This is a genomic window from Nitrospira sp. SG-bin1, assembly GCA_002083365.1.
Classification (GTDB): domain Bacteria; phylum Nitrospirota; class Nitrospiria; order Nitrospirales; family Nitrospiraceae; genus Nitrospira_D.
In genome coordinates this window covers 156,273-168,304 of record LVWS01000043.1, presented here as the reverse complement: position 1 = coordinate 168,304, position 12,032 = coordinate 156,273, and the positions used below count along the sequence as shown (strand labels likewise).

At 54.4% G+C, this 12,032-nt stretch carries 9 protein-coding genes; 3 read left to right on the top strand and 6 right to left on the bottom strand.

Annotated features, from left to right (window positions below; all coding sequences use genetic code 11):
* Positions 1-731: 731 nt before the first annotated feature.
* On the bottom strand, positions 732-1,655 hold the full coding sequence (locus A4E19_09210; protein ID OQW30913.1) for a hypothetical protein: 924 nt from the start codon (positions 1,653-1,655) through the stop codon (positions 732-734).
* 8 nt (positions 1,656-1,663) lie between these two features.
* Positions 1,664-2,446 (bottom strand): hypothetical protein, encoded by a 783-nt coding sequence (locus A4E19_09205; GenBank protein OQW30912.1) that lies wholly within the window; start codon positions 2,444-2,446, stop codon positions 1,664-1,666.
* A gap of 812 nt (positions 2,447-3,258) precedes the next feature.
* Between A4E19_09205 and A4E19_09200 the strand changes: the two genes are divergently transcribed.
* Together A4E19_09200 and A4E19_09195 are read left to right on the top strand one after the other, a co-directional pair.
* Positions 3,259-4,032 (top strand): hypothetical protein, encoded by a 774-nt coding sequence (locus A4E19_09200; protein OQW30911.1) that lies wholly within the window; start codon positions 3,259-3,261, stop codon positions 4,030-4,032.
* A gap of 784 nt (positions 4,033-4,816) precedes the next feature.
* Positions 4,817-5,803 carry a hypothetical protein gene (locus A4E19_09195; protein ID OQW30910.1) on the top strand — a complete coding sequence of 329 codons (987 nt, stop codon included), beginning with the start codon at positions 4,817-4,819 and terminating at the stop codon, positions 5,801-5,803.
* 883 nt (positions 5,804-6,686) lie between these two features.
* Here the strand turns inward: A4E19_09195 and A4E19_09190 are convergent.
* On the bottom strand, positions 6,687-6,875 hold the full coding sequence (locus tag A4E19_09190; GenBank protein OQW30909.1) for a hypothetical protein: 189 nt from the start codon (positions 6,873-6,875) through the stop codon (positions 6,687-6,689).
* A 634-nt stretch (positions 6,876-7,509) separates the two neighbouring features.
* On the opposite strand from A4E19_09190, the gene A4E19_09185 reads away from it, so the two are divergent.
* Positions 7,510-8,481, top strand: a complete 972-nt coding sequence (locus A4E19_09185) for a hypothetical protein (GenBank protein ID OQW30908.1) — start codon at positions 7,510-7,512, stop codon at positions 8,479-8,481.
* On the opposite strand, the gene A4E19_09180 is transcribed toward A4E19_09185, so the two are convergent.
* The 3 genes from A4E19_09180 to A4E19_09170 form a co-directional block, all read right to left on the bottom strand.
* Positions 8,478-9,062, bottom strand: coding sequence for a hypothetical protein (locus A4E19_09180; GenBank protein ID OQW30907.1), 585 nt, complete (start codon positions 9,060-9,062; stop codon positions 8,478-8,480). The two genes, A4E19_09185 and A4E19_09180, sit on opposite strands and share 4 nt — an antisense overlap.
* A gap of 73 nt (positions 9,063-9,135) precedes the next feature.
* The gene (locus A4E19_09175) at positions 9,136-9,597 is read right to left on the bottom strand and encodes a hypothetical protein (GenBank protein OQW30906.1); all 462 of its coding nucleotides are present in this window, start codon (positions 9,595-9,597) and stop codon (positions 9,136-9,138) included.
* A gap of 16 nt (positions 9,598-9,613) precedes the next feature.
* On the bottom strand, positions 9,614-12,031 hold the full coding sequence (locus A4E19_09170; protein ID OQW30905.1) for a hypothetical protein: 2,418 nt from the start codon (positions 12,029-12,031) through the stop codon (positions 9,614-9,616).
* Position 12,032 lies beyond the last annotated feature (1 nt).

Genomic DNA, 12,032 nt, shown 5'->3' with positions numbered 1-12,032 from the left:
CACGGCGCTTCGCCGTCCACCGCTCAATGGGTTCAGTGGGTTCTTCTGCCATCTCGCCACCTCCTCGGTCCACTCAGGACCCTGTCGTGAAGGTGGTCTCCATTGCAAGGGGAGCAGGATAGCAGTACATACGGTACCCAGCCACAAGGTCGGTGTCATCTATGACAATCACTATTCAGTTGGTAGCATGAAGATCAATCCCCGTACGACATCTCATCGTACCATTCATCCACATAGGTACCTTGAAAATGACTGCCAGGATCTCAACGCATTAAGGCTCATGGCAGTCTAATTCACCTAACCTATCCTGCTATACCCAGCCATGGTTAAGTCAGTGAGGACGCAATCATGGTCCGAAGGGACCGAGTATTTGTTGGACATGTCCAACAAGATGTCATCTCTTCAAACAGACAACATCAGATTAGCAGCCGATCCACAGTCGCAGGGCAGACACAGGTTTTACCGGGAGAGCGAGCAGGGTCGTCGACGTGCCCCAAGTCTAGTTAGTCCGTGACGAGTGATACGAGGCAGCACGGAGGTTGTTGGACATGTCCAACAACCTCGCCCCCAGCCAAACTCATGCGACTCGATGGCGAGATCAGCGTGATAGCTAAAATTGGCTATGGGAAATTCCAGAAACCAGGAGCTGATGTGGCGGCTTGATGTAATGAGCGGTTCCCGGTCGTCCCCCTCTCCGTCTCTGATTGGAGAGAGGGACGAATGACGGGGAACTACTGGAAAATGATCTGCTCAATCTGACATTGACGAGCCGGTACTTCTTCTTGCTTGCCATCCGCAAAGTTGACGATCAGGTGATTCGGTTGCTGCGGGGCATGCTGCAGGTCCACCGTCCCTGATCGATCCTGAAAGATAACGATTAACGACGGCATCGTTGTCGCTGAACTTGGCATCTGCTTCTCATTTCCCTGCTCATTTTTCGACAGGGGAACTTTCTGTTTTTGTGGGCCTCTGAGCTTGGCGGATAACGCCGACACGGTCGCACGCGTGATCTCCTGGTCGGCGGCACACCACCGTTCGACCTCCTTGGGAAACTCCCTATGCAGATTCCGCAAATCGTAGAGCGTCTTCGCTGAGAGACATTTCCCTGACGTGTAAATTTCCTCGATGCAAGCCGGTGGATCGATGAGCGCGAGATGATTGGTCACCATCGACCGATTCACTCCAAGAAGTTCGGCAATTTGAGCCTGTTTTTCCCCCTCGTCCATCTTCCGCTTGATGAACATCGCCAGCTCGCGTGGCTTCAGATCTTCCCGCTGCAAATTCTCGATGACTTGCTGGTAGTCGGTATGCGATCGATCGACAAACGCGGGAATCGTGTTTTTCCCGACGGCTTTGGAGGCCCTGAGCCGGCGCGCGCCAAAGTTCAAGATCCATCGCTTTTGCTCGGTTGGGTGAGGACGGATCGATACGGGCGTTTTGACTCCGTGCAGCCTGATGCTGCTCTCCAATTCCTCCATGCCCTCCGCGTCGAATTCTTGGCGGGGCTGAGCCGGATCTTCATCAATGTCCTTGACCGGAATTTGAAGCGGACGCCCCAAGACTTCAGCCGTCACGGTCCGCTCTTTCGCGATCGGATCGGGAGCCGGAGCCGGTGCAGTACGATCTAGAGCCGTGAGATCCAACGTTGCGATCATCGGTTTTTTCATTCCATCACCCCCATCGTATGAGCCACTTTCTGAAAGATCGGTTTGAGATGCAGCCACGCCTCGCGTGAACTGGTTTTTTGCAAGGTCCAGATCGGTGCCCCCATCGCCTGCGCCTCCGCCACGGCCGTGCGTGAGGGAATGGCGGCCATCCGCCCATCCTCCAGTCGAATGAACAACGAGGCAAACGCCGTACAGAGTTGTTCGAAATTCGCGCGTTGAAAGGGTGTTGGCTCGACAAGATTCGGGAGGAGCCCAATGAATCGGAGATCTTTATTCAGCGTACTTTGTATCTTCAGGACCTGCGCCCGCAACGCGGCGATGCCGTCGACGGCCTCTTGGTTCAATTGAATGGGAGACAGCACAAAATCGCCTACCACGAGTGAGGCGAGCACACGGATATCAGGGTTCGGATTGGTGTCAATTATGGCCACATCAAATCGGTCGTCCATTTCGTTGAGGAATAGCCTGAGATTGTTCGCGAACTGGTTGTGGTCTTCTTCTCGTCGCTCCAGTTTGAGCAGATCACCGTGTGACGGAATCACCACAAAGGTTCCACCCTCAATGGTGGTAACCGGCTCGGTCAACAGTTGGTTGGCCGTGACGGACGAGATGGTGGCCAGCTTTGAGGTGCTGATGTTTTTTGACGTGTTCCCCTGATGATCCAAGTCAATGATCAAGACCCGTTTCTTGAGCTGTTCGACGAGAAAGTACCCGAGCTGGCAAGCAATCGCCGTTTTCCCCACGCCGCCTTTCTGATTGGCTAAGACCAATGTTTTCATCAACCTCTCCTTCTTCCTGGACGTGTGACTCCGACCTTCTTCAGTGGCTTCTTTTCAGAATGACCTGCGTCACGAATCTCTCGCCTTCATTTCCCATCTTGTGGAAACTGACCACGACGTGAACAACGTGTTTCCTCAAATCTGTCTGGAAAATATTCTCCCTTCCGTTCTGAACGGAGCAGTATCCTAGGCAGGGAGAATTGTCAATCCTCTTCCACACTTTTCATTCCTAAGAGTGGTCTGGTGAGTACCAGGCTAGGAGTGAACAGAGAGGGTGAGTTGGAAATCCAGCACGTCGGAAGGTTCGAACGAGCAAGTGCGCGCATCGTTCCGCGAAAAAAATGAACGGCGGCGAACGAAAGTATGTTCGTCCTGAGCCGTCCTCCCGAGATGAGAAACGGTTGGCAATAAATATGATGTCCACGAACAGGCCGTTCTGCTGCACCCGAAGAACTCGATGGCTTGGCAGCGGAGTTTGTCACGCCTTGAAACAATACTGCTTGGGTTAGGATGGATCATCCAGAGTTGAAACTGCTGAAAGTACACGGGATCAACAGATCCTCTGAGATATCTAGTCCAGTGATCCGCCCTTGACATCCTCCCGTGCAGTGTATAATCAGGCGTCCTTATTATTGCGTGAAACCTTAATAGGCTGTTGTGAGAGGTCCACCTGGAAAGTTGGAATCCTTGTGAGAGTGTTCACACCCCATGTCACTGCCGCAGTTTGTTTGCTTCTCGCGGGCTGTTCCCTGGTCGAACCACCAAAGAATGGGACGGAGCCCCGATCCGCTGATCCTGCTTACGCGGCGAGCGTGAGCGTCATTGCCGAAGGCAAGTATGTGGATTCCTGTCGCGCGAAAGGCGTCCCGATTCCGCCCGATTGGAAATCCTCCTCATTGGAATGGGAGGCCCACGGCAATCTCAAGACCATTCTCCTGACGCCGAATGATCTCGACCAAACCCCGGTTGATCACACCTCGTTCGCGAGCATCTGGTCACACGCCCCTCCTCAAGGAAAAGGCGCCTGTATCGCGCTGGGCAGGAGTGACGGATCGTTCCAAATCATCTGCCAAAGCGCTACGACGGGATATGCTTGTTTTTGGGGGAACGACCCACATGCATCGAGCACGAGGTGGACACCCGACACCGCGGAAGTGCGGCTGTCCTCACTACGCGACCCCGTCCAGGGATTTGCTCCGGATACCGTCCCATGTACCGAATGCCATCGCGGCAACAACGCTTTCCTGTATGCCCCTGATGATCCCACCTGGGCGACCCTGTTGAGGCCCGAACATGCTCGTCCGACATTCACGACCCGGGTTGAACAGTCGTCACACTACGGACACCTGACGTTCGGCGCCACGACCATCACATATCCTCGTTTTATTCCCATTGGAGGAAAATCCATGGTCTTGAACAACCCGCTTCCCACCACAACCGGCTGTTCCGGATCCTGTCATGAATTGCATGTAGCGATCCTGAAGAAAAACCATACCACTGCGGGCTACGTCCGTGTCCCACGGCCCATGGGCCCCAACTGCGCGGAAAACTCCCCACCAGACGATCCCACGAGGAACTGTTACTGACCGACGGGCCAAGGTCCGATACAGATCAACAATACGGTAAGGCCTGTCTAGGTACCAGCCCCCGGTGATCGGAAGCCGAGCACCTTCGTTTTCGCCTATCCCCCATAACCCATCATGATGCGAGGAGGGCCGCCCACCCTCCGCACATCAATACGTGACGGCGAAAACGCAATGATAGAATATTAATATTAAATACCTAATCAACGTGTTTTCTTCATTGTTCCTTCATTATTGGAGGCTGAACCATTCATACCTGCTATCTCCCATGTGTATAGAACGGCGTAAGTGTTTGGAATAAAAGCAATCGCTCTTCACTACAGTTCGGCATATGTGTTGCTTAATTCATTTCCTCTAAGAAGCGGCCTCCAACATCACCTGAAAGTCGACTGTTTCTACTGTTTTCCTTACGATCTACCCATGGTCTGTGCTGAATCTCACGCCGATGAAAATGGATCAGGATCTTTCGTATTTTCATAGACTCTCATGGAAGACGCCCGTTCGCACTATGGCATCGAGGTGGAATTCCAACACTCCGAGTGTTCCCCTCGATATCCACAATGGAGAATCGTTACAGGAATACGATGAATGAGACATGTCTTTGCGTTCCAGCCCTACGCGACTGGTAAAGCCATTGTTCTCCTGGTCGTACGACATGAAGCCACTATTCCACATGACGTCCAGCGGGAGACTGCCTCCGATGCGGGGCTGATAGCGAATGGCGCGAAGTATGATGAGCGCGATTGTTAAACCGAGAATAAGAACGGATCGGAATCCGGGTGCGCGGATGGATCGAACCATCGTTCATTATTCTGATGATGCGGTCGCTCCTGGGAAACTTGGAACGTGCTTTCGAGAAGGGGCCAAAGCCGTTCTACTCAGTGATCCTCGAGCCGCTTGGATCTGGAACCAAGTGGTGGATCTTCAGTCACCCAGTCGCGCCTTGGGTTCTGAAATCCTCTCCGGGAAAAACGACTTCCTCTTTCGACTCGCGCACAATCATATTTCCAGGAATCACACCGCGGGGGACATGTTGCGGTTTATCCCCGGTGGGATCGGTCACGTTGCACGAAAGATTGTGATGAGACGCGAAGAAAATGGGCGCTTCGAAACACTTCCTTCGCATTTTTCCGGTGATGCCGTTCCCAAGGATCTCTTGGACACCAGCTGGAATCTCATGACGGATATCATGCGAGCCACGTTTCCCGCGCAATGTTCTCTCCCGCCCTACAAGGTCAGTGTGGAATTGCTGAAGTATCCCTCCTCTTTCGAAGACATCGAACGTATCGGCAGTCTACTTCGGGACAGCTGCGGCGAATGGACTCGCATTGGAATGGCGATGGATACATGGAAAGCGAGAACCGTTGGGCTGTTTGACTTCAAGTTTTTAAGGGATTGCACGGCCTTCGCGTCGCTCATTCCCGGCGTTCACGGAATTCTCAGTGCGATCAATGGATGGATGGTTCCCTTTAGCAATAAATGCGCTCCCGACGGAACCTCCATTATCGGATCTCCACATTGCGACGGAGGAAAGATCTTGACCGCTTTGCTCAGTGAACGCGAGACATTGATCACGCAAGTATACACGGGCGAGCGGTGGCAGACTTTGCCGCTCGCCTCGGACCATCTTGCGATCTTGCCATCCGCACAACTCGATGGCCGGCTCGGTATTTCTCCAACGTTACACCGCATTTTGATCAAAGACCGTTTGCGCGGTGAGTTCCCGACCAAACCCAATATTACGTTATGTCTAACGGCTAGTTTGCATGGATGACGGATTTTCTGCTTGAGAATGCGGAAACTGAACTCCTCAACTCGGGCCGGCAACCGGCGGCTGGTAGCCTATCCCGACTGCCAACCGGCCTCATCGTTTCTTGGTTCCACCCTTATCCTTACATCAGAGAGGTGCTAAATCCGCGAAGAGCCTTGCGGCTTATACACCGGGTTTCGGGTGGGTTTGCTCCAGCCGGTTACACGAAACCGATTGACTCACCCCGCGAACGGAAGGTGTCAGCCTTACTCACACGACACTCACACGACTGATTCGCTTAGAAACCGTCAAAACAAGCGGAGCTGGCCAAGATGCCGTATGCTTTTCCTCCATGCCGACGATCTCCGCTTTCTCAGTGGTTTCCCCGTAGATTGACCGGGTATCTGCAGAGCGTCCGCTGGTATCCAGGTCCCCACCAACTCGAAACAGGCAAGATCTTCCTCTCGAAGGTCCACACTCCACGGTGAAACGGCTTTGGTTTGTGTTCCCACAGGCCGATTCAGGAACCGTAATTGGCAGTACCATTCGCCTGTCCACCTTGTCCCGACATGATGGACCACGGCGAGTAGGCCCGCCGGGCTACCGAACCAAACCGCAGTCTGCCGAAGATAGGTGCCCTCAGTAATGTCATCACACCTCATCATGGTAGCCAATGGTTACATAATTGAAAGGTAAGGTCAAGCTGAACATCGCGCGATACCGCGATACTATCCTTGTTTCTTGGGGGCCTTTCGGGAAGCCCTGAGATGGTCCAGAGGTGCGAGACGGCAAGAAGCCTGGACAGCGTACGTCAGGAACTCAGCGAAGAGTAGACCTTTGACGGGGCCTGACGGAAAGAGAACAGACGGAAACTTCCACACTTCATCAGCTCAGTCTTAATTCCCAGTTACTGTCTGGAATCTCTTCCGGTCCTGCGCGTGGGTCTGACGAGGAATTGGAGCATGGTCCCGTCCGTCGTTTTCGTCATCACAGAATGCGACGGTGACGGTAACCAACGGCGACTCTTCCACTCCTTGTACAATATGATCCCGACCGCCATAGCCACCATCCCTCCGAGTAGCCACCATACGATCATGCATCCTCCCTGACCTTAAGGCTCAATGCGTGCTCGCATCGACACGATTCCGCGGACGCGAGATATCCCTGGACAGCAGGTCTATTCCAATACTCCGTCGTTTACGATCGGCCCTCAATGCGACGAGACACGACCGACAACCTCGTCTCTTTTATCATAGACCGATGGAATTGCATAATGTCTGATACAGCACCGCCTCGGGTGCGGACTGTCGATTTCGTCATTCTCCTTGCCAGAGCGTTCCGCCGCGACTCAGTCAGACCCACTTCATTGGGTTGGATATCGCATGAGACTGTTCGAGCCCTTCCGGCCACCATCGAAAACCGACCGCTGTCGCAAACACTCTCGACATGAACTTTTCGGCTTCAATGCCTGGTAGCTGTGGCGGACGATGTACTCACTGAAACGGCCTCCCCATTGGGGCTCTGACTCGAATCCTTCTCGATCCGGCAGGCAGGAGTTTCCGTACAATTAATCATCCTCCTGTTGCCGATACCTGAAGTGGCGCAGCCATTCCTTCGCCTCAGTGATCCACCGCCACGCAGAGCACACTCTGCAGCTATCCTTAGGACCGACACCCTTCATCTTCCCGGCTCATCCCGGTACAATGACCTGTGCCCGATCCAGGAAGAGTATGAACGTAACTCCGATTCCTTTCTACATCCTCTGCGGTTCGCTCGGCGCCGGAAAGACCACTCTGCTGATGCGGCTGCTGGAACATTGGAAAACACAAGGTCGGCGCTCCGGCGTCCTGATGAATGAAGCGGGGTCCGTCAGCATCGATGGTCCTCGTGCTGGAACGCTGGCCGAGCAGGTCATGAACCTGGCCGGCGGTTGTGTCTGTTGCGACACGAAAGAAGATCTCTCATGGGGAATCGCACAGCTGGTGCGCGATCATGGGTCGGATATCGTGATTCTGGAATGTTCTGGCCTGGCCGATCCGGCTGAAGTCATCGATGCGGTGACGGACGCCTATACGGCACGGTTGGTTGCTCTCGAACGAGTCATCGCACTCTTGCATCCGGTCTCGACAGAAGAAAGCCACTCCAGCGCCTATGTGACGACGCAAGCCATCCGCTGCGCCGACGAACTCATCTTGAACAAGCGGGACCTCTATGTTCCAGGCCATTGGGAGCGGTTCCGCGCCGGGATCCTCGACCAAAACCCCTACGCCCGTCTCTGGGAAACGTCACATGCACGGCTTGATGCCGCCGATCTTCTGGCGCCACGTCCATCGATGAAACAAACCGCACCGACGAATGTGCTGTTCGGCAAGTCGCGATCAGGCTCCTCGCAGCGCGCGACATACCATCCCCTCGCCACAACGATCCCGCTGCGGGGTCCACTCAATCGGCAGCGATTCCTAGCTTGGATCAAGACGTTCCCCAAGGAACTCGAGCGGGCAAAAGGCTATTTCAGATTTGCGAAAGAGCCGGAGCTGCAAGAATTCCAGTATGCGTTGCCGGAACAGGCCACGATCACGCCGCTCACTCTGTTGGATGAACCGGAGCCGGCGCTGGTACTCATTGGACGGGGATACGATGTGGAACGTTTGCGAACTGATCTCTTAGCCGCCTTGGAACACCAACCGGGGCATGAGTATTAGGACTGCACTTCCGCTTCCTTGACCAGCCCTACGACCGACACCAACTTTTTCCTGAACCGAGGCCATCGCAGGAGTGCCCAGGCAGCCCCTCCACCCAATACCCCTCCAAGCCCCCACCCACCCAGTACATCCGTCACATAATGCGCGCCGACATAGACCCGCGCAAACCCGACCAGCGCCACGATGGGCCAGCTGATCCAGCCCGTCCTAGGATAGAGGACTTGTAAGAATGCCGCGATCGCGGCGGTATTGGTGGCGTGATTAGATGGAAAACTGAACAACGCTCCGCAGCCGCTCGGCTCTATCTTGACTGCTTCGACAAGCGCTCGACATGGTCGAACCCGTTCAAAGACCCATTTGAGCTGTCCGCCGAAAAAATCGGACAATCCGACCGCCGCTCCTAAAACCGGACCTCCCAGCAACGCCTCTCGTCGATTACTCCAAATCCAAAACGCGATGGCGCACGCTCCAGGCACATAGAGCATGCTGCGATTTCCCACTTGAAGGAAGAAATGATCGGCGGCCGCCGACTGGCCAGCCAAGCCGTTGATCGCCAGGAACAGCGTCTCATCCACGCCCATGGGTGCGACGATAAAGTGTTCCCCGTCACCGGTCAAGCATCAACCGATCTCTCGCCGAATCGTGTTGGAAGTTTCACCGTGTTCGGAAATGGATGCGGACTGTCAGCTCGCCGTCGACCGGATCGTCCCCATTCATCTGGGGATCGAACGTCCACCTGCCCAGTGCATGAACTCCGGCTGCCGTCAGCTCTCGATGTTTACAGGGTTCAAGCACCACGACGGTCACCTTCGCGTGCTTGGAGACCAAGAGGCGGGCTTTCATCCAATCGTCGATCTCTTGACCGTTGAGCGAGGCGGGAATACCGGGCCATGGGGTGGACTTGGCCACGGGACCCAACTGCCGATCTTTATTCAGAGGCAGTCCATGAACATGCACCTCCGGCAACTCCAAGACATCTTCCTGGTGGTCGCCTTCGTGCGTGGCCTCGTCGCCCACCGCCGCGAACGCAGCGGCGGGGCTAAGCAGCAGGCCGAGGACGCAGGCCTGTACACTTTGTCTGCCGATGAACCGTAAGGTCTCAACCAATATATTCATCGAGGCACTTTATATATCAGAAGAACCATTGCCCGCGGAAGAAGAAGGAGCGCGGCATGCCGGCATGCGAGACACCGAGGCCGATACTGCCCTCCCCCTGATTGATGAAATACTTTTGATCCAACGCATTCACGATATCGAACCCCAACAAGAATTTCTGGCCATGCCAGGGTAACGGAATCACATGCGCGATCGAAAAATTATAGATCGTGTATGTCGGGCTATGACTCGAGTTGGTCTTGGCGCCTTCTTCTGCCGTCCGCAAGCCTGATGCAAACAGCACCTGTCCGGTGATGGTCGTCCGTTCGAACAACCGATAACTCAGGACTCCTGACGCGGTCAGCGTCTGCTGGTGATCACAATGGACCCCGCTCCGTGAATTGATGTCCCCGATTTCCGCCGCCTCCAATAAAAAGTGGCCGGATTGCAGCCCATACCCCTTACACTGTCCCCATGCGATATTCCCACGTCCCGTTAGATTTTCCATAAACCACACCTTGAGCGCGGCATCGGCACCTCGGGCCCAACCTCTCTCAAAGGCAAAATAGTTCAACAACGGCGTTGTCCCAAACTGACCGGCGTCCGAAAGATAGTTGGCTAACTTATAATAGCCCGTCAGCTGCAGAGTTGCCCAATCCGTCAAGGAATGGACACTGCCGATTTGAAAGTAATGGGCCCGTTCCGCCCGAGGTTGGTTGTTGGTCGTATCTTCCGGAGCCGCTTTTGTTCCGGCCGTATTCAACTTGGCGAAGGAAATCGCTTCCAGATTCGGAGGAGTAAACATGCGACCGTAGAAGGCGTGGAAAGCATGGGAAGGATTGTATCGGTAGGTCACGCCGATTCGGGGACTGACCTGTCCTTCGTCACGAAGGTACTGGACTATATCGGCACGTACACCGATGTTGAACGTCCAATGTTCGTTCGGAGTCCACTGATCTTGAATCCAGAACTCCTGTCGCCAGCCGATCAATCGATTATCGGCGTTCGGAGTGATCACGCCTCCCGTCGGATTTCCCGCTCCGTCGTCGAGAAACGTAAACAGTCTCGTCTTATTGATGGCTTGAGTCCGATCGATCTGAAACCCGGCTTTGATCAAATGTTCCTTACTATGGACGTACGTGTAATCCAGACGCACGCCGCCTGAATAGCCGGTGCGATCTTGGCTGCCGGCTGAGAAAGGCTCCGTTTCGTCGGGCACATAGGCCAAAACATTGAATGGGTCTGTCCTGAACGTCGCCCGCGTGTGGCGGAAATATCCCGCGAGGCTGAAAAAGTTACGCGTGTTGATATCGTGGCGCCACACCAAATGGCCATATTGATTGTTCTCTTTCTGGTTCTCATCTACCATTTCCGATGGCACGGGCGTAAACCCTCCCGGTAAGAGACCCACAATGGTGGGATTGAGAGCCTGTCCAGGGAGCGTGGGAATCTGATACTTCGCGATGGAGTTCAAGAACAACAAGGTGAAGTTATTGTTGTTGTCATGCTGATAGTCTCCACGAAACATCGTTTGGTTGCGCTCGCTCTGGCCATGAAAAATTGAATGACCCAGAGTAGGCGGTTCGATGCCACGATTCGTGGCTGTATGACTGTTCAAGAAATAGTAGCGGAACTTCTCACCGATCGTCCCACCATACTCGACCGATGGGTTGATCGTTTTATTGGAGCCGCCGAACATTTGGATCGAACCAAATCCGGGTTTCGTCCCGCTCTTGGTCGTAATGTCGATGAGCGCAGCCGTTTTGTTTCCCACGTTGGCTTCCATACCGCCCAGCACGATATCGGCCCGCTCCCAAGCCCGCGGGGTAATCACATCAGAAAACGTGGACGACACCGTGTCCGGAATCGGGACGCCGTCGATACGCAGCTGAAGATTGGCATGGTCTTGACGAATGTGCACTTGCTTTAACGACCCGTACACGGCACTCGGAATCGTCACCAGCAAATCTTCAAGATTGATGTTGTTTCCACGAGGAAGGACTTCGATTTCCCTCCGACTGAGGGAATAGGTCTCGCTGGACGCTTTGGTCGGGATGGGAGGCAACGGGGAGACCACCTCAAGCGCCACTTCCTTCGTCTTCGACAGGGTGAGCGTTACCGGCTTCTGTGGCTCCTCGCTTAAGCTCAACACCACGTATTCGCTCCGATAGGTCTCCTGCACTGCGCTGACGGAGTAGGTACCCTTCTCCGGCACGGTCAGTTTGAATTCGCCGGCAACGTTCGAAACCCCGGACGATACCATTTCACCTTCCTGATTTTTCACTTCGATGATCGCCTGCGGCACCCGCCGAAGGTCCTGGTTTTGGACAACCCCCTTGATCGCCAGGATGTACTCGTTGTCCTGCGCATACACGACCGAGAATAGCCCCCCTACCGCAACCAGAACCATCAGCGCAACGGTCCTGTTCAACACACGTCTCATGACTGGATGCATC

Excerpts from the sequence above, each read along its gene's own strand:
- A4E19_09190 (OQW30909.1), bottom strand. The coding sequence starts at position 6,875 with ATGATCGTATGGTGGCTACTCGGAGGGATGGTGGCTATGGCGGTCGGG.
- A4E19_09195 (OQW30910.1), top strand. The coding sequence starts at position 4,817 with ATGGATCGAACCATCGTTCATTATTCTGATGATGCGGTCGCTCCTGGG.
- A4E19_09180 (OQW30907.1), bottom strand. The coding sequence starts at position 9,062 with ATGGGCGTGGATGAGACGCTGTTCCTGGCGATCAACGGCTTGGCTGGC.
- A4E19_09205 (OQW30912.1), bottom strand. The coding sequence starts at position 2,446 with ATGAAAACATTGGTCTTAGCCAATCAGAAAGGCGGCGTGGGGAAAACG.
- A4E19_09210 (OQW30913.1), bottom strand. The coding sequence starts at position 1,655 with ATGATCGCAACGTTGGATCTCACGGCTCTAGATCGTACTGCACCGGCT.
- A4E19_09170 (OQW30905.1), bottom strand. The coding sequence starts at position 12,031 with ATGCATCCAGTCATGAGACGTGTGTTGAACAGGACCGTTGCGCTGATG.
- A4E19_09175 (OQW30906.1), bottom strand. The coding sequence starts at position 9,597 with ATGAATATATTGGTTGAGACCTTACGGTTCATCGGCAGACAAAGTGTA.
- A4E19_09185 (OQW30908.1), top strand. The coding sequence starts at position 7,510 with ATGAACGTAACTCCGATTCCTTTCTACATCCTCTGCGGTTCGCTCGGC.